Origin of the sequence: Kribbella sp. NBC_00482 (assembly GCF_036013725.1) — a bacterium.
Taxonomy (GTDB): Bacteria; Actinomycetota; Actinomycetes; order Propionibacteriales; family Kribbellaceae; genus Kribbella.
In genome coordinates this window covers 6,776,031-6,792,583 of sequence record NZ_CP107881.1, presented here as the reverse complement: position 1 = coordinate 6,792,583, position 16,553 = coordinate 6,776,031, and the positions used below count along the sequence as shown (strand labels likewise).

The 16,553-nt window shown below is 67.7% G+C and carries 14 protein-coding genes; 4 read left to right on the top strand and 10 right to left on the bottom strand.

Features of this window, described 5'->3' with window-relative positions:
* Positions 1 to 14: 14 nt before the first annotated feature.
* Positions 15 to 3,830: a glycosyl hydrolase family 28-related protein gene (locus tag OHB24_RS32895; RefSeq protein ID WP_327634775.1), complete on the top strand. Its 3,816-nt coding sequence runs from the start codon at positions 15 to 17 to the stop codon at positions 3,828 to 3,830.
* Positions 3,831 to 3,837: 7 nt separating this feature from the next.
* Positions 3,838 to 4,926 (top strand): Gfo/Idh/MocA family protein, encoded by a 1,089-nt coding sequence (locus tag OHB24_RS32890; RefSeq protein ID WP_327634774.1) that lies wholly within the window; start codon positions 3,838 to 3,840, stop codon positions 4,924 to 4,926.
* A gap of 94 nt (positions 4,927 to 5,020) precedes the next feature.
* Here OHB24_RS32890 and OHB24_RS32885 read toward each other — a convergent pair whose 3' ends face one another.
* From OHB24_RS32885 to OHB24_RS32870, 4 genes are read right to left on the bottom strand one after another with little or no spacing between them, the layout of a single operon-like run.
* Positions 5,021 to 5,578: a GNAT family N-acetyltransferase gene (locus OHB24_RS32885; RefSeq protein WP_327634773.1), complete on the bottom strand. Its 558-nt coding sequence runs from the start codon at positions 5,576 to 5,578 to the stop codon at positions 5,021 to 5,023.
* 7 nt (positions 5,579 to 5,585) lie between these two features.
* Positions 5,586 to 6,851, bottom strand: coding sequence for an ROK family protein (locus tag OHB24_RS32880; RefSeq protein ID WP_327634772.1), 1,266 nt, complete (start codon positions 6,849 to 6,851; stop codon positions 5,586 to 5,588).
* Positions 6,852 to 6,907: 56 nt separating this feature from the next.
* Positions 6,908 to 8,161, bottom strand: a complete 1,254-nt coding sequence (locus OHB24_RS32875) for an enolase C-terminal domain-like protein (RefSeq protein WP_327634771.1) — start codon at positions 8,159 to 8,161, stop codon at positions 6,908 to 6,910.
* On the bottom strand, positions 8,162 to 9,013 hold the full coding sequence (locus OHB24_RS32870; RefSeq protein ID WP_327634770.1) for an NAD-dependent epimerase/dehydratase family protein: 852 nt from the start codon (positions 9,011 to 9,013) through the stop codon (positions 8,162 to 8,164). It abuts the gene before it with no gap.
* Positions 9,014 to 9,143: 130 nt separating this feature from the next.
* Here OHB24_RS32870 and OHB24_RS32865 point away from each other — a divergent pair, with 130 nt between their 5' ends.
* Complete coding sequence (locus OHB24_RS32865; RefSeq protein WP_327634769.1) at positions 9,144 to 10,340, top strand: RNA-guided endonuclease InsQ/TnpB family protein; 1,197 nt, start codon at positions 9,144 to 9,146, stop codon at positions 10,338 to 10,340.
* A gap of 35 nt (positions 10,341 to 10,375) precedes the next feature.
* On the opposite strand, the gene OHB24_RS32860 is transcribed toward OHB24_RS32865, so the two are convergent.
* From OHB24_RS32860 to OHB24_RS32845, 4 genes are all read right to left on the bottom strand, one after another.
* The gene (locus tag OHB24_RS32860) at positions 10,376 to 11,257 is read right to left on the bottom strand and encodes a carbohydrate ABC transporter permease (RefSeq protein WP_327634768.1); all 882 of its coding nucleotides are present in this window, start codon (positions 11,255 to 11,257) and stop codon (positions 10,376 to 10,378) included.
* Positions 11,254 to 12,168 (bottom strand): carbohydrate ABC transporter permease, encoded by a 915-nt coding sequence (locus OHB24_RS32855; RefSeq protein WP_327634767.1) that lies wholly within the window; start codon positions 12,166 to 12,168, stop codon positions 11,254 to 11,256. Before OHB24_RS32855 ends, OHB24_RS32860 begins: the two co-directional genes overlap by 4 nt.
* 3 nt (positions 12,169 to 12,171) lie before the next feature.
* Entirely contained in the window at positions 12,172 to 13,563 is a 1,392-nt protein-coding gene (locus tag OHB24_RS32850; protein ID WP_327634766.1) for an ABC transporter substrate-binding protein, read from the bottom strand.
* Between the two features lie 91 nt (positions 13,564 to 13,654).
* Positions 13,655 to 14,428, bottom strand: a complete 774-nt coding sequence (locus OHB24_RS32845) for an alpha/beta fold hydrolase (RefSeq protein ID WP_327634765.1) — start codon at positions 14,426 to 14,428, stop codon at positions 13,655 to 13,657.
* Between the two features lie 88 nt (positions 14,429 to 14,516).
* Between OHB24_RS32845 and OHB24_RS32840 the strand changes: the two genes are divergently transcribed.
* Positions 14,517 to 14,993, top strand: a complete 477-nt coding sequence (locus tag OHB24_RS32840; protein WP_327634764.1) for a GNAT family N-acetyltransferase — start codon at positions 14,517 to 14,519, stop codon at positions 14,991 to 14,993.
* On the opposite strand, the gene OHB24_RS32835 is transcribed toward OHB24_RS32840, so the two are convergent.
* Positions 14,990 to 16,045 carry a DUF4185 domain-containing protein gene (locus tag OHB24_RS32835; protein ID WP_327634763.1) on the bottom strand — a complete coding sequence of 352 codons (1,056 nt, stop codon included), beginning with the start codon at positions 16,043 to 16,045 and terminating at the stop codon, positions 14,990 to 14,992. The genes OHB24_RS32840 and OHB24_RS32835 overlap by 4 nt on opposite strands.
* Positions 16,046 to 16,132: 87 nt before the next feature.
* Positions 16,133 to 16,531: a MarR family winged helix-turn-helix transcriptional regulator gene (locus tag OHB24_RS32830; RefSeq protein WP_327634762.1), complete on the bottom strand. Its 399-nt coding sequence runs from the start codon at positions 16,529 to 16,531 to the stop codon at positions 16,133 to 16,135.
* Positions 16,532 to 16,553 lie beyond the last annotated feature (22 nt).

Genomic DNA, 16,553 nt, shown 5'->3' with positions numbered 1-16,553 from the left:
CTGGAGGTTTCAGCATGTCCAGACGCCTGTTCGCGCGGGTTCTTCCCGCCGTGCTTCTCGCCAGCGTTCTCGCCGTGCCAGCGGCGCGCGCTGCCACCATGTATCCCAGTGGGGTCGGTGCCGATCTCGGCCCGGCCCCGACCACGCTCGGCGTGCGGCCTGCCGCCGGCGACGACCCGGCCGGCCTCCGGACCGGCACCGAACAAGGCCGCACGTACTGGCAGACCAACCAGGCCGCCGGCACCGGCTACCTGGAGTTCGACGTCGACAGCGACTACGTCGACGAGATCGGCACCGACGACGTCCTGGTGACGGTGACCTATCTCGACAGCGGCTCGGGCACGCTCGAACTCCAGTACGACGCCAAGGCCGACCCGCAGCAGGACACCACCGACGTCCAGCTCACGAACACCGGCCAGTGGAAGACCGGCGTCTTCTCGCTCACCGACATCGCCTTCACCAACCGCCTCGGCGACGCCGACGTCCGCCTCTTCGGCAGCGCCGACATCACGATCGCCGGCCTGCGGATCAGTACGGCGGGAGCCTCGGTGCAACTCGGCGCGACGCCGGTCCAGAACGGGATCAGCCCGCGGGCCGGTGACGACGCTTCGCACCTGGTGACCGGCGTCCAGGACGGTCGCCCGTATTGGCAGACCGACCACACCGCACCGGCGCCGGGGACGAACTTCTTCTACCTGAACGTTGCCGACACCTACCTGTACGACAACCGCAGTCTGGTGCTGGTCAGCATCGAATACTTCGACGAGGGCAGCGGCCAGTTCGGTCTGCACTACGACTCCCCCGGCGAGACGATCCCGGACAAGTTCAAGAACTCCGAGGTCGTTCGGTACGGCGACACCAAGACGTGGAAGACGTACACGTTCGCGCTGCCCGACGCGGTGATGACGAACCGGTCGAACGGCGGCGACTTCCGGATCCACAACGGTGACGGCGCGGTCGATCTCAAGGTCGCCGCGGTCCGGGTCGCCAAGGTCGCGACCACCCTCGACGTCACCGAGGGGCTCGTCGACCTCATCGGTCAGGCCACCCGCACCGAGAAGGCGGCCCGCGAGGGGACGCGCGACGGGCAGTACCCGGTGGGCAGCCGTGCCACCTTGCAGGACGCGATCGACAACGCTCAGGCGATCGCGTCCACTCCGGGCGTCACCGACGTACAGGTCAAGGAAGCGCTCACGACGCTGCAGGCCAAGCTGGACGCGTTCACCGCGTCGATCGTGGACACCAACTTCGCGGACGACGGTACGGCGACTGCGAGCGGTGGGACCGCGGCTGCTCAGGTCAACGACAACAACCACCAGACGGCCTGGACCGGTGATGCAGACTCGTGGCTGCAGATCGATCTTGGGTCGCGGCGTCCGGTGAACGATGTGCGGGTCGAGTGGGCCGAGGCATACTCCCCCGACTACGCCGTACAGGTGTCGAACGACGGTCAGAAGTTCGTCAGCGTCGGGCGGACCGGATCGCCGGGCGGGAACCAGTTCAGCCGGACGCGGTTCGCGACGGTCAGTGTGCGGTACGTCCGGGTCGCGATGACCGGGGCCGATTCCTTCGCCGTCAAGGAGCTGCAGCTGCGGTTGGCGCCGGTCGTGACGCCGACACCGCGGCTCGTGGCGACGAGCAACCCGACCGAGGACGGCGTGGTTGCGGACTTCGACGCCACGCAGTTCGGCGCCGACCGTAGTGGCCGGCGGGACTCCACGAAGGCGATCCAGCAGGCGATCTACGCCTGCCAGGACGCGGGCGGTGGCACGGTGTGGCTGCCGGCCGGGCAGTACAAGGTGACCGACACGATCGAGGTGCACGCGTTCTGCAGTCTCCGTGGCGACCATGGTCAGAAGCTCGGCACGGGCACGGTGATCATCGCCGACCTGCCGTCCGGAGACGACGGGCCGAGCCTGTTCCGGATCGGCGGGAGCGCCGGCGTTCTCGGCGTCACGACCTACTACCCGCACCAGAGCGCAAGTACGCCGGTTCCGTACAACTACACGTTCGAGATCCCCGGCGGTGCGTGGATCGGCAACGAGAACTACATGATGGCGACGGTCTCCGACGTCACCATGCTGAACTCGTACCGCGGGATCGGCGTCAGCACGATGCCGAACGACCACGGCAACGCGCCGAGCTCGGGTCAGGTGCACGAGTCGACGACGATCCGCAACGTCCGCGGTACGGCGCTGTTCGAGGGCGCCCGCGCCTACAACGGCGCCGACGTCGGCACCTGGGAGAACGTTGCCTTCAGCAACTCGTACTGGTCGTCCGCGCCGGCCGCCTACCACCCGCCGGCCCGGTCCGCGCTCGATGCGTGGACCCGCGCGCACGGCACCGGCCTGGTGCTCGGCGACCTCGAATGGGACCAGTTCTACCGGATCGCGCTCTCCGACTACGCCGTCGGCATCCACGTCGTCGCGGGCCAGCGGGCCCAGTTCACCGGCAGCTTCCTGGAACCCGACGTACGACGGGTCGGGACCGGTCTGCTCGTCGACGTGATGGACGACCGCTGGGGACTCACCTTGGCCGGCGGTCGTGTCGAGGGTGGCATCACGAACAACTCGCAGGGCTATGTGAAGATCACCGGGACAGCGGTCTCTGGCGCTCTCACGGGCATCATCCACCGGATGTCGGGGACCGCGCCGAGCTACACCCAGAGAGCGCTCCCCCGACCGGTGCAGAAGCTGTACGTCGTGGCTGCGCCGCACGGGATCGGGTACCTGCCGGCCGCCGATGCGACGCGCGAGGTGCAGAAGGTGCTGGATCGCGCCGGGCGTAAGGGTGGCGGGATCGTCTACCTGCCCGCTGGGTGGTACCGGATCAGTACGCATCTGAGCGTTCCGGCGAAGGTCGAGCTGCGCGGTGCTTCCGCCGTACCGAACCGGGATCAGGGCGGGGCGAGCGGCGGGACGGTCTTGCAGGCGTTCGAGGGACGCGGCGCGGGAGAGTCGGCAACCGCTCTCTTGACGCTCTCCGGGAAGAGCGCCGGCATCCGCGGGCTGCGGGTCTTCTATCCGGAGAACAATCCGGCGGAGAGCGTCGTCCCCTATCCGTACGCCGTCCGCGGCCACGCAGGCGCGAACTACGTCATCAACGCCGGGTTCCCGAACGCCTGGAACGGCATCGACCTCAGCGGCGACGGTGTCGTGGTCCGCAAGGTCGCGGGCGCGTTCTTCGACCACGCGATCGCGATCGGCCCGGGACGCGACGGCCGCGTAGAGGGCGTGCTCTCGAACGGGAACGCGGTCACCCGGGTCGGGTACCAGCAGCCGTACTGGATGAACGAGGGCCGGATCTTCGAGCTCGTCATCGACAAGTACATGCGGAAGACCGCGAAGATCGTCACCGTCGACGGGGCGCGCGGACTGACGCTGCTCAACGTGTTCGCATACGGGTTCCACGACGGGCTCGTGGTGAACTCCGGTCAGGTCGACGCGTTCAACCTGGGCACCGACAACCTCGGCGGCGACGGGCACACCGTGCGGGTCGTGAGCGGCGACGTCGAGGCAACGAACCTCGCCCGCTACAACGGCGCGACGCTGAGCGGGCCTGCGACGTTGCACAACGTGATGGTGATCAACGTCGTCCAGCGCAGCGTAGCTGTCGAGGCGAACGGGAACGGCACCGTGGAGATCGCCGGAAACGAGTCCGAGCCGGGGACGTACGAGGTCGGCGCGCAGGTCACCGTGACGGCAGCGCCAGGATCGGATAGCGTTTTCCGGGACTGGACCGTGAACGGGACCGTGGTGTCGACAGTGCCGTCGTACACCTTCACCGTCTCCGTTGACCAGAAATTGATAGCCAACTTCACACCGAAGTAGGAGCGAGATGGCTGACACACAGCAGCAGGTCGCGATCGTCGGGTGCGGCATCATCGGCCGCACCCACGCCAAGACCATCGCGGAACGGCCGGACGCGATCGTCACCGCCCTGGTGGACGGTGACGCCGCGGCCGCGGAGGCACTCAAGGCACAACTGGTCGAACTCGGGCAGCCGGAGCCGAAGGTGTACGACGACCTGACCGCGGCGCTGGGTGGGTCGGACGTCTCCCTCGTCGCGATCTGCACCCCGAGTGGCACGCACGCGGCGCTGGCCGAGCAGGCGCTGAACGAGAAGAAGCACGTCGTGATCGAGAAACCGCTCGACGTCGACCTGATCCGGGCCCGCCGCCTCGGCGCGGCAGCCACCCGGGCCGGGAACCACGGCGTGCTGTCGTCGGTGATCAGTCAGCACCGCTTCGACGCCGGCAGCGCGGTGGTCAAGCAGGCGATCGACGCCGGGCGGTTCGGGCAGCTCACGTCGTCCGTCGCGACCGTGGCGTGGTGGCGCAGCGACGAGTACTACGCGTCGGCCGGCTGGCGCGGGACGTGGACGCAGGACGGCGGTGGCGCGCTGATGAACCAGGGCGTCCACACCGTCGACCTGATGCTGTGGTTCATGGGCCGCCCGGTGAGCATCCAGGCCCAGGCGCTGCGGGCCGCGCACCACGCGATCGAGGTCGAGGACACGGTCGTAGCCACGATCACCTTCGAGAACGGCTCCGTAGGCACATTGCATGCCACGACCGCGGCGTTCCCCGGCGGCCGCACCCGCGTCTCCGTCCACGGCACCGAAGGCGGCGCCGAGGTCGAGGACGACCGTCTCCGCCGCCTGAACGTGGACGGCTCCAAGGACGACCAGCCCGTCGACGTCGGCGGCCCCGGCGGCCACAAAGCGCAGTACGACGACATCCTCAAGGCGATCGCCGACGGCACCCCGCCGGCCATCACCGTCCAGGACGCCATCGACGCCCTGGCCACGGTGCGAGCGGTCTACATCGCCTCCACCCTCCAACGCCCGGTCAAGTTCGTGGACGTGCTGGAGGGTCGGTACGACGACGTGGAGGTGTCGCGCGGCGTCGGCCTCCCACCCACCTGACCGGATCCCCAGGCCATCACAATCCATCGAGCAGACGGCGGCTGAGCGTGGTCGCGCTCGGCGGCGCCGAATGTGATGGCCTGGAGGTCCGCTCCTACGCGCCCGGCTCGCGGGAGTTCAGGATGCGTTGGTAGAGGTTGCAGTCTTGCCAGCGGCCGTCGATGTGCAGGTAGGTAGGCGCGAAGCCGATCTGTTCGAAGTCGGCGCGCTGGAGGACCCGCTGCGAGGCGGTGTTGTTCGTCAGCGTGCTGGCTTCGATGCGGTGCAGCTTCAGTTCGGTGTCGGCGATTTCCGCGACCGCCGAGACGGCGAGTGTGGCGAGGCCGCGGCCGACGGCGTCGGCGGCCAGCCAGTAGCCGAGGGCCGCGCTGCGGAACGGGCCGGGGACCAGGTCGCTCAACGTGATCTGACCGACGATCCGATCGCCTTCGGCCAGCACCCACGGCACGACCTGGCCGTTCTTGTAGCGCTCGAGCTGGTACGTCATCCGCTCGGCCTGCCCGACAGTGGTGAACCACTTGTCGTCCCGGACCGGCTCCCACGGCCGGAGATGTTCGCGGCTCCGGGTCTGTGCGTCGGCGAGAGCAGGGGCGTCGTCGAGGGTCGCGATCCGGAGCTCGACGTCCGGAGTCAGCGGGCGGGGTTCGATCACTGTTCGATCACTTGGGCAGCCTACGGGCCTGACTCGATCCCGAGACCCGAGGGGTGAACGCGTCGTGGAAGATCGTCGACGCCGCCCCGACCGCGGCCGCGTCGGTCTGCAGCATCGACTCCTCGACCGCGACCGGCCGGGTCTCGCGCGCCACCGGATGCGCGTTCACCGCGCGCCCGATCTCGGTCAGCAGGATCTCCGAGATCTCCTTGCCGTACGCCGGTCCGCCGAGCACCACCAGGTCGATGTCGAGCAGATCCACCAGCCCGACCGCGCCCTGCCCGATCACGCGGGCGACCTGCGTGACCGCCTTCACCGCCGCAGCGTCCCCGTCGGCTGCCGCCTTGCACACGGCCCGGTAGCGCTTGGCCTCGTCGGTCGCGGCCGGGTCGGTCTCGACGTACCCGAACTCGCCCGCGATCACCGGCAGCGACGCCGTCGGGTTGCACTCGGGGATCATGCGGGGTCCGTCGACAGGGTCCCACTCCCCCATCCGCAGCGCCGCGATCTGCCCGAACTCACCGGCGTTCGCCGTGCCGCCGCGGTAGATCGAGCCGTTCAGGATCAGGCCGCTGCCGACGCCCGTGCCGAGGTAGAGGTACGCGAAGTCCCGCGCCCGCGCCGACCGGCCGATCCAGCGCTCGCCGATCGCGGCCGCCGTACCGTCCTTCTCCACCAGCACCGGATGGTTCAGCTTCTGCTGTAGGAGTTGGCGGATCTTCAACCCGCGCCAGGCCGGCTGCAACGGCAGCGCGAGCAGGGTCCCGTCGGCGTCGATCGGGCCCGGTACGGCGACGCCGACACCGAGCATCGACGCGAGGTCGACCTGGCTGATGCTGAGCGCGGCGTTCACCGTGGCCGCGGTCAGGTCGATCAGCTGGTCCGCCGCGAGGTCGTCGGCGAGGTCGACCGTTTCGCGGCGCACGATCGTGCCGTCCAGGTCGACCACGGCAACGGTGAGCAGTTCGGGATCGATGTGGATACCGACCGCGTGCGCGGCCTTCGACCGCAACCGCACCGGCGTCCGCGGCTTGCCGAGCCGCTCCGCGCGCTCCTGCGCCTCCTCCACCAGCAACCCCTGCTGGAGAAGGAGACGCAGGATCCGCGACACCGACTGCTGGGTCAGGCCGGTACGGCGGGAGATCTCGGTCCGGCTGATGATGCCGGCCAGCCGGATCGTCTCGATGATCACGGCCTCGTTGAACGAGCCCAGGTCGTACTGGTTCGCGCCCGCGCGCCGCATCTCGGCGAGTCCCTCGACCGAATCGCTCATCTCAACCTCCCCGTCTCGTCCCTACTGGCCGTGATCGTACTGCCCGACGCCCGAGGTCACGGCGCTTCGAGCGCTCCGTCGATGCGCCGTACGCCGGCCGCCCACTCGTCGTGACCGGACAGCTCCGCCGGATAACGGGCCGCCGCCTCCAGGTCGACGTCGATTCCCCAGCCGGGCGCCTCGTTCGGCCGCAGCCAGCCGTCCTCGATCTGCAGCGTCCCGGGGAACACCTCGTACGTCGCCTCGTTGTAGATATGCCCCTCTTGGATGCCGAAGGCAACAGACGAGACATCCAGCGCGACGTTCGCCGCGGCGCCGATCGGCGAGGTGTCGCCCGGACCGTGCCAGGCCGTCCGTACGCCGGAGATCTCGGCGAGGTCGGCCAGCTTGCGGGCCGGGGTGAGACCGCCGATGTCCGAGACGTGCGAACGGATGAAGTCGACGCCGCCGTCCCGGATCAGCCGGACCGCGTCACCGAACGACGTCGTGAGCTCGCCGACGGCCAGCGGAACCGGAGAGGCGGCCCGGACCTCGGGCAGCCGGTCCCACAGCTCCGGCGCGAGCACGTCCTCGAGGAAGAACAGCCGGTGCGGCTCGAGTGACCGAGCCAGCAGCACCGCTTCCTTCGGCGTCAGCCGCGAGTGCACGTCGTGGAGCAGTTCGATGTTGTCGGGCAGCGCGTGCCGCGCCTCGGCGAACAGCTCCGGCGTCGTCCGCAGGTAGTCCCGCACGGACCAGCCGTTGTGGTACGGCGAATCCGGGTAGAGCGTCGGCGCCTGCGGAGCGCCGTACCCGCCACCGCCCGGTGTCGAGACCTGCAGCCGGATGTGCCGCCAGCCCTGCGTGATCAGCTTCTGCGCGTGGTCGATCGTGTCGGCGATCGTCCGCCCGCTCGCGTGGATGTACGTGTCGGCCGCCGCACGGACCTTGCCGCCGAGCAGCTCGTACACCGGCATGCCGGCGCGCTTGCCGGCGATGTCCCACAGCGCCTGGTCGATGCCGGAGATCGCGTTGTTCGTGACCGGTCCGCCACGCCAGTACCCGGAGTACGACGCCAGGCGGGTGAGATCGCCGATGTCACCCGGGTAGCGGCCGACGAGCAGCCGGGACAGGTGCTCGTCGACGAACGTCTGGACGGCCTTCCAGCGCTGCGTGAATGTGGCGCAGCCGAGCCCGTACAGGCCCGGTTCGGTGGTGTCGATCTTCACGACCACCAGCGGGATGCCTTGCGGCGCCGTGACGATCGCCTTCACCTCGCGGATCCGGATGTCGTCCCGCACTGGCCACGGCTGGTCGAAGTTCGAGGGCATTCAAAGCTCCAGAGAGAGGGTGGGTAGGTCGAGTTCGTGCCGGGCCTCGAAGCCCAGCACAGTCCGTACAGCGGTCAGGTCGATCGGCACCTCGCGTCCCGCGAACCGTCGCGACCGCGGCACGTCCGGCGCGTACGCGTCCAGCAGGTCCTCGGTCGGGTACGGCGCAGTGGTGGTGCTCGCGGCGACGAAGAAGGTCTGAGCGCCCGACAACGGCGCGGTCAATCCGAGCTCGACGGCGTACGCCGCGTCGCGGGTGTCCAGGTAGCTCCAGGCCTCCCGCAGTCCGCTGCCCGGATGCTCCCGGACGTAGTCGGACATCTCCTGCAGCACCTCCGCCGAGTTGACGTGCGGGAACCGGAACGCGACCACGTCGATCCCCCAGCGCCGCCACGCCATCCGCGCGGTGTTCTCGTCGTTCTGCTTCGACAGCGAGTACGCGTCGCCGATATCGCTCGCCGCCTGCTCGTCCCACGGGAAGTACGGCGGCCCGATCTCGTGCGGGTTGAACGGTACGCCGGTCGCGTTGATGCTGCTCGCGATCACGGCCCGGTCGATGCCGAGCGCACCGGCCTGGGCCAGCACGTTGAACGTCGACACCACGTTGATCGAGTACACCTCGTACGGCGTACCGGCCGACGGGTGCGGCAGCGCTGCCAGGTGCACGACGTACTCCACGCCCTCGAGGGCATGGGCCACGTCCGTCTCGGACCGGGTGTCGCCGATCAGCACCCGGTCCGCCTTCAGGTCCGGGTGCTCGACGTTCGACAAGGCGGTCACCTTGGCACCCAGCTCGTTCAGGTGCTCGACCGTGACCAGCCCGATCCGCCCGGCAGCCCCCGTCACCAGCACCCGCCGACCGTTCAGTGGAGAGGTGAAGGAGGGGGTATCGAGGAGCTTCTGTCGGTCAGACTGGAGAGGATCCACAGGTCCTCCATTCCGACATCCGGAACTGTCGGTACCGGCTGATTGGATCGATTGCATGTCGCGGTTCCGCATGTACCCCACGCCTGTGCAGCGGTGCGACCTGTTCGAGCATTGCAGGCATGCCCGGTACGTCTGGAACCTGGCGCTTGAACAATGGTCGATGTGGAGACGGGATCAGGGCCCGACACCGACCTTTACCGAGCAGTGTCGGCAACTGACCGCGGCACGAGCTGCGTCCGACTGGCTTCGAGCAGGATCCCAAACTGTCCAGCAGCAGGCGCTGCGCGACTTCGACCGAGCAGCCAAGAGCTTCTACTCCGGCACCCACCGCCGACCTACCTGGCGCAAAGCCGGACAGCGCGAGGGATTTCGCATCGTCGGTAGCCAGGCAACCCGGGTGGTCAGGCTGAACCGGAAATGGGCCGCGGTACTCGTCCCGAAAGTCGGTTGGGTCCGGTTCCGCTTGACTCGAGCGATCCCAACGGCAAAGTCGTACCGCGTCACCTGCGATCGGCTGGGTCACTGGCACATCGCCTTCGCTGTTGTCCCGCCTCCGATTCCAGCGCCCGGTACCGGCGGAGTCGTCGGCGTCGACCGTGGTGTCGTTGTATCGGCGGCCCTCTCGACCGGAGAACTCCTGCTGTGTCCCCAACTCTCCGAGGCTGAACAAGCTCGGCTCAAAAGCCTGCAGCGCCGCCTCGCCCGCTGTCGCAGCGGCTCCTCCCGACGCCGCAAGGTGAAGGCGGCGGTAGCGAAGCTGTTCGCGCGGGCACGGAACCGGCGCAAGGACTGGGTAGAGAAGACCAGCACCGAGCTTGCGCGGCGATTCGACGTCATCCGTGTTGAAGACCTGCGAATCGTTCAGCTGACCAGGCGTCCCAAACCCAAACCCGACCCCGAACGCCCAGATGCCTACCTGCCGAACCGACGCCGAGCAAAAGCTGGTCTCAACCGGGCGATCCTCGCCAACGGCTGGGGTGGCCTGGTACGCCGTTTGCAGGACAAGGGACCCGGACGGGTCGAGAAAGTCCACCCCGCGTACACGTCGCAGACCTGCAGCGACTGCGGGCATTGCGCCCCAGAGAATCGTGAGAGCCAAGCGGTCTTCCGGTGCCTTGCCTGTGGCTTCCGAGCGCATGCCGACGTGAACGCGGCAGTCAACATCGCGGCCGGACGGGCCGTCAGAGCACGCCGAGAGACGCCGGTCCGGGTCTCGCTGAAGCGTGAACCTCAACGCGCTACCTCTCAGTAGTAGTTGGAATCCCCGTCCGGTGGATGGGGAGGACGTCAATCTTTGATACCTCCTGCCATGCCCACGCCGCGCAGGAACTGTTTCTGGAACAACAAGAAGAGCACGACGGGGATCAGAACCGCGAGGAACAGCGCGCTCATCTGCAGGGAGATCTCTGTGGTCTTGGCCACCCGGGGCAGGGCGACCGAGATCGGCTGCAGCCGTGGGTCCGGCAGCACGAGCAGCGGCCAGAGGTAGTCCTTCCACGAACCGATGACGGTCAGTAGCGCGACGACTCCGACGATCGGCTTCGACAGCGGCAGGATCAGCGACGTGAACAGCCTCAGGTTGCTCGCACCGTCGATGCGGGCGGCCTCGATCAGCTCACGCGGGATCGAGTCGAAGTACCGCTTCATCACCAGCACGTTGAACGCGCCGGCCGCCTGCGGCAGCCAGACCGCCCAGAACGTGTTCTGCAGACTGATCCCGAGCAGCGGCATCTTCAGCACCGTCATGTACAGCGGGACGAGCGAGATGACACCGGGCAGGAAGAGCGTCGCCAGGACGGCGCCGGTGACGATCGGTCCCCACTTCGGCCGCAGGACGCTCAGCACGAAGGCTCCCGTCGTACACACGAACAGCGTCGCGATCATCGAGCCGATCGCGATGAACGCCGTGTTGCCCAGGTACGCGCCGATCTGCACGCGGTTCCAGGCGTCCGGGATGTTCTGCGGCTGGATACCCGACGGCCACAACTGCATCGGGCCGCGCAGGATGTCCTGGCTCGTCGAGACACCGGACTTGAGCAGCCACAGCAGCGGCCCGACGCCAGCGATCACCAGGCCAATGAACAGCAGCACCTGGATGGCCGGCAACCCGTAGCGGACGACCGAAACTTTCCGGTCGGAGACGGAGATGATGCCGCGTTCGTCGCTCATGAGATGCTCCATCGCCGGGTCATGAAGTGATAGACCACCGACAGCACGCACAGCACCCCGGCGAGCAGCACGCTGAGCGCGGTCGCAGCGCCGAAGTCGCCGTTGATGAACGCGTACCGGTAGATCAGCAGCAGGATCGTCGTGGTGGCGTTGTTCGGGCCGCCGCCGGTGAACAGGAACGGCTCGGTGAAGACCTGGAATGTCCCGATCAGCTGCAGCAGCATCATGATCAGGATGATTCCGCGGATCTGCGGCAGCGTGACGTGCCAGACCCGGCTCCAGATCCCCGCGCCGTCCAGCTCGGCCGCCTCGTACAACTCCGTCCGTACGCCGGTCAGCGCCGCCAGGTAGATGATCGATGTGGCGCCGGCGCCGGCCCACGTCGCCTCGAGGACGATCGCGGGCATCGCCAGCGTCTGCGAGTTCAGCCACGCGAACGGCCCGAGCCCGAACCAGCCGAGGATCGAGTTGAACACGCCCGCCCCGCTCGGGTCGTAGAAGAACGTCCACAGCAGGATCGCGGCCACCGGCGGTACGACGGCCGGCAGGTAGGAGAGCACGTTGTAGAGCCAGCCGGTCCTGCGCAGCTCGCTGATGAACACGGCCAGGAACAACGGCACCGGGAAGCCGAAGACCAGGGCCAGCAGGCAGAAGTACAGCGTGTTGAGTGCTGCCTGCGGGAGCTGCGGATCGGTCAGCACGTAGCTGAAGTTCGACATCCCGACCCACTCGGGCGGGGCGACGAGGTTGTTCTTCTGGAAGCTGAGCACCAGGCCGCGCAGGATCGGGCCCCAGGAGAAGTACAGGAAGATGAGCACCAGGGGCAGGGCGAAGAAGACGGCACTCAGCCCGCCGGAGCGGTACCAGGTGGCAACACTCCGGCCGGACTTCTGCGTTCGTTGCTGGAACATGGGCTACCGGGCCAGACGCGCGTCGATCTTCGAGGCCGTGTCACTCAGTAGTTTGTCGATGTCCGCATCCTTCTTCGTGAGCACCTGCTGAACGACCGGGTCGAGCAGCGAGTAGACCTCCTGGCCCTTGTTCGACGGCTCGGGCAGCAGCTTCAGCGTCGTCGTCGAGTCGATGTAGCCCTGGAACTGCTTCACCGGGACGTTCACGTACGGCTCGCGCCACTTGTTGAACTGGTCGTACGTCTCCTGGCTCAGCGGCGTGATCCCCGGCCGGCCGACGAAACCCTTGTCGGCGATCGTGGTCTTGGCGTCCTGGACCGCGACCGACTCGGTCGTGTACTTGTCGAACTGGTCGAACTTGATCCACTTCAGCGCGGCGACGACCTCGTTCTTGGTCGCCTTCGGGCTGATCATCTTCAGCGAGCCGCCGGTCAGCGTTCCGTGCGGACCGCCGTCCTGCGGCAGGGCGCCCTCGCCGAAGTCGGCCGGCTTCATGCCGAAGTTCTTCACGCTCATGTCGTAGGCGTCCGGCGCCTGCAGCACCATGCCGATCTTGCCGGCCGCGAAGTCCTGGCGGACCTCCTCCTGGTTGTACAGGAACCTGCTGCCCATCGAGTTGTCGGTCCAGCGCATGTCCTTGAGCAGCTGCAGCGCCTTCTTGGTCGGCGCGTCGTTGAACGTGCTCTTCTTGCCGTCCGGGCTCTCGACGGTGCCGCCCATGCTGTACGTCATCGTCGTCAGCATCCAGCCGCCGGTGTTGTTCGTGGTCAGCTGCGCGTACCCGGCCTTGCCGGTCTTGTCGGCGATCTGCTTCGCGTACTGACGGACCTCGTCCCAGGACGTCGGCGGCTTGTCCGGGTCCAAGCCTGCCTGCGTGAACAGGGCGCGGTTGTAAGCGATACCGACCGAGAAGACATCGATGGGTACGCCGTAGATCCGGCCGTTCGCGTCCTGGACGATCTTCAGGACGTTCGGGTTCAGGTCCTTGGTCAGGTCGACCAGCTTCAGCTCGTCGGTGATGTCCGGGAGCTGCTTGTTCGGGATCATGTTGGCCGGCTCGGTGAAGCTGATGTTCATCACCGTCGGCAGCGTCCCGCCGGCCACCTGGGCCTGGAAGGTCTGCGCCTCCCACTTGGTCTCGGTCGACTTCACCGTGATGTTCGGGTACTTCGCCGTGAAGTCCTTGATCTTCTGCTCGAACGCCTTGATGTCGTTCGGCTTGTCAGGGGTCGGGCGGTCCCCGATCGTGATGGTGACCGGCGCCTTCTCGTCGATGCCGCCACCGGCGCCGCCGGACGCGGCGGGCGTGTCCTTCGCGCATCCCGCCGCGGCGAGCACCAACCCCGCAACCCCCAGGGCAGTCCCGAACCTGCCCCACCTGCTCACTCTCGTCATCGGAACTCCTCAGGTTTCCGGATGCCGCCGATGTGCTCTGAGCCACACACCGGCCAGGTCCCGAGTAAGTTAAACCAAGCGTGTTACTAACTCAAGACCTCAGATCGCCCAGTGGCATGAACTTGGCCGCCTGCGGATCGGCCAGGAAGTCCAGGAGGAGCCGGTTCACCAGGTCGGGCTTCTCCAACGGCAGCCCGTGCGACGAACCAGGTACGACGGCCACCTGGGCGTCCGGGATCCCGCGGGCAACCTCTGCCGTGTGCTCGATCCGGACGCAGTCGTCGTCGCCCTGCATGAGCAGCACAGGCATCGGCAGCGTCTTCAGAGCGGCAAGCTCGACATCTGGGAGGGTCTTCCACATCTGAGTCCACTTGGCGAAGACCACGTCGAAGTGCTCCGGGCCGTCAGGTGAGAGCGGCTCGTACTGCGGGCGGAAGGCCGCGGCGAGGAACTCCAGGCCCGCGGGCTCGAGGAGTGCCTGGTTGGCGGCAGTGCCGCCGGCGTGGGTCAGTTCGGTGCCGATCAGGACGAGTTTGCGGACGAGGTCCGGCCGGGACAGCGCGAGGCTCATCCCGACCTTGCCGCCGTCACTCCACCCGATCACGTGCACCGGCCCGAGCTCGAGTGCCTCGACGAACGCGGCCGTGTCCGCGGCGAAAATGTCCATCGACACCGGCCCGTCGACATCCGGCGTACGGCCGTGCCCGCGTCGCTCGGGGATCAGAACCCGGTACTGCGCGGCCAATGCCGGCGCCTGCCCCTGCCAGCTGTCTGCCGTCACTCCCCCGCCGTGCAACAGCACGACCGGCTCGCCCGTCCCGAGCTCGTCGTAATACGTCCGCACACCCTGGGCATCGACATCCATAACCGACGAACGAGCCACAGCGACTCCGGCGTTCCCGGGCCGCGGCAAATCGGTGGAGGTGGTGGTCGGCTGAGGCGAGGATGGGCGTATGTATCTGCGACCGGCGACCGCCGTTGATCTTCCGTTCCTGCTCGAGATGTTGCTCGAGGCGTGCAACTGGGACGGGACTCCCTGGTACGACGAGGCGAAGGCGCGGGGCGACGATCACGCGTGGCGGTACTTGGACGGTTGGCCGCGGGAGAGTGACTTCGGCGTCGTCGCGGAGATCGACGGTTCCCCAGCCGGTGCGTCGTGGGCGCGGTTGCTCACCGCGGAGCGGCCCGGGTACGGGTACATCGCGGACGACGTACCCGAGCTGACCCTGGGTGTGGCGGCCGGCTTCCGGCGGCGCGGGGTCGCCCGTGGCGTGCTGACCGAACTGATCGCGCAGGCGCGTGCAGCGTCGTACGGACGGCTCTCGCTCAGCGTGGACCCGGACAACCCGGCCCGGAAGCTCTACGAATCACTCGGATTCCGGAAGGTCGGCGTCGTCGGCACCTCGGACACGATGGTGCTCGAGCTTTAGCCGAAGCCTCGGACGCGGAACTGCATGACGCGGTACGGCCAGCCGTTGTCGGTGTTCCATTGGCTGACCGAGAGATGCATGTCCGAGAGCGTGGAGCCTGGGATGACGTAACCGCCGTACAGCTGGGCGACGTGATTGTCGTCCTCCGAGCCCCAGGCGCCGCCGTAGATCAGGGTCTGCCGGTACGCCGTGTAGAGGTTGGACGTCGGCGTGTCCATGATCATGCCGTCGATCCGGTAGTCGCCGGCGTTGAACCACGTCAGCACCCACTTGCCGCCAAGCGGGCGCAGGCTCATCTCGCCGAAGCTCCCGCTCAGGATCGGCGTCGCGGGGTTGCCCCACGCCCAGACCCCGTCGCGGTAGCCCCACGGTTCGTACGCCGCCGGGTTCGCGATCTGCTCCTGGCGGACACGCTTCAGGATGATCGGCTTGTTGCGCTGGAAGCCCGTCGAGTAGACGTACACGTACCCGTCGTTGCCGAGTCCCCAGGTCAGCAACTGGAACATCCCGCCGTCGATGTTCGGGTCGAACTTCGCGCCGGTGTGGTACCAGCTCGCGCCCGAGTTGTCCGATCGCCAGATCTCTGTCCACACAACGTTTCCTAGGCCCTTGTTCACCATCGCGTGCAGGTACATCGACCCGCCGATCGTGATCACGTCCGACGGCAGCACCGTCGAGAACGTCGGATTGTCGTGCGGGTAGTCCCACAGCTGCTGCGCCGCGTCTCCCCCGACCGCGCCGGACCACTGCACGCCGCCGTTCAGGTCCGAGGTCGTCGACCACAACGCGACCGGTGAGCGCCACCAGCCCCCGCCGACACGTGCCTCCTCGAACGTGTCACCGAACATGAACAGCAGCCGCCCGTCCGGCGTCCGTGCCGGAATCCCGAGGTCGGTCGCCGCCATCCGGAACCGGTCGGTCAAACCGGGCCCGGACAGATCGGCCACCTTGTTGGTCAGCACAGCCTGACTGCTCCCGAAGGCACGGCCCGGTACGGCGGCCAGGACGCCGGCGCCGACGGCCGCGCGCAGGAACGTGGATCGCTTCATCATCGACTGTCTCCCAGGGGCGGTTGCGAGAATGGGAAATCGATTGCTCGCTCACCATCCCGCGCCGCTGCGGCGAAGTCAACCCTTTCGTTATCCGTGCACGAGGACGGTCGCGAGCTGCGTGAACTGCTTGCGCTGGGTCGCGTTCAGTTCCTTCAGCAATTCGGTCACGCGCCGGGCGATCTGTGCCTCTCCGACCTCCGCCAGCCGTCGGCCGTCGGGCGTCAGGGCGACCAGGACGCCGCGGCCGTCGTGCGGCGACGGCATCCGCTCGACGAGACCGCGCTTCTCCGCCCGCGACACGAGCCCGGTCATCGAGGACTTGTCGAGGCCGAGATGGTTGCCGAGCTCGAGCATCCCCGGCTGCCGGTCACGCAGGATCCCGAGCAGCCGGATCTGGATGATCGACAGGTCGTGCTCGGCGCCGACCGCGGCGAGGATCCGCTGGACCCGGAAGGACAGCTGTACGACGGCGTCCACGGTGTTCATGTACCGGAGTCTAGTTGACCTA

Excerpts from the sequence above, each read along its gene's own strand:
- OHB24_RS32850 (WP_327634766.1), bottom strand. The coding sequence starts at position 13,563 with ATGACGAGAGTGAGCAGGTGGGGCAGGTTCGGGACTGCCCTGGGGGTT.
- OHB24_RS32895 (WP_327634775.1), top strand. The coding sequence starts at position 15 with ATGTCCAGACGCCTGTTCGCGCGGGTTCTTCCCGCCGTGCTTCTCGCC.
- OHB24_RS32840 (WP_327634764.1), top strand. The coding sequence starts at position 14,517 with ATGTATCTGCGACCGGCGACCGCCGTTGATCTTCCGTTCCTGCTCGAG.
- OHB24_RS32875 (WP_327634771.1), bottom strand. The coding sequence starts at position 8,161 with ATGCCCTCGAACTTCGACCAGCCGTGGCCAGTGCGGGACGACATCCGG.
- OHB24_RS32880 (WP_327634772.1), bottom strand. The coding sequence starts at position 6,851 with ATGAGCGATTCGGTCGAGGGACTCGCCGAGATGCGGCGCGCGGGCGCG.
- OHB24_RS32830 (WP_327634762.1), bottom strand. The coding sequence starts at position 16,531 with ATGAACACCGTGGACGCCGTCGTACAGCTGTCCTTCCGGGTCCAGCGG.
- OHB24_RS32835 (WP_327634763.1), bottom strand. The coding sequence starts at position 16,045 with ATGATGAAGCGATCCACGTTCCTGCGCGCGGCCGTCGGCGCCGGCGTC.
- OHB24_RS32890 (WP_327634774.1), top strand. The coding sequence starts at position 3,838 with ATGGCTGACACACAGCAGCAGGTCGCGATCGTCGGGTGCGGCATCATC.
- OHB24_RS32845 (WP_327634765.1), bottom strand. The coding sequence starts at position 14,428 with ATGGATGTCGATGCCCAGGGTGTGCGGACGTATTACGACGAGCTCGGG.
- OHB24_RS32860 (WP_327634768.1), bottom strand. The coding sequence starts at position 11,257 with ATGAGCGACGAACGCGGCATCATCTCCGTCTCCGACCGGAAAGTTTCG.
- OHB24_RS32855 (WP_327634767.1), bottom strand. The coding sequence starts at position 12,168 with ATGTTCCAGCAACGAACGCAGAAGTCCGGCCGGAGTGTTGCCACCTGG.
- OHB24_RS32865 (WP_327634769.1), top strand. The coding sequence starts at position 9,144 with ATGTCGCGGTTCCGCATGTACCCCACGCCTGTGCAGCGGTGCGACCTG.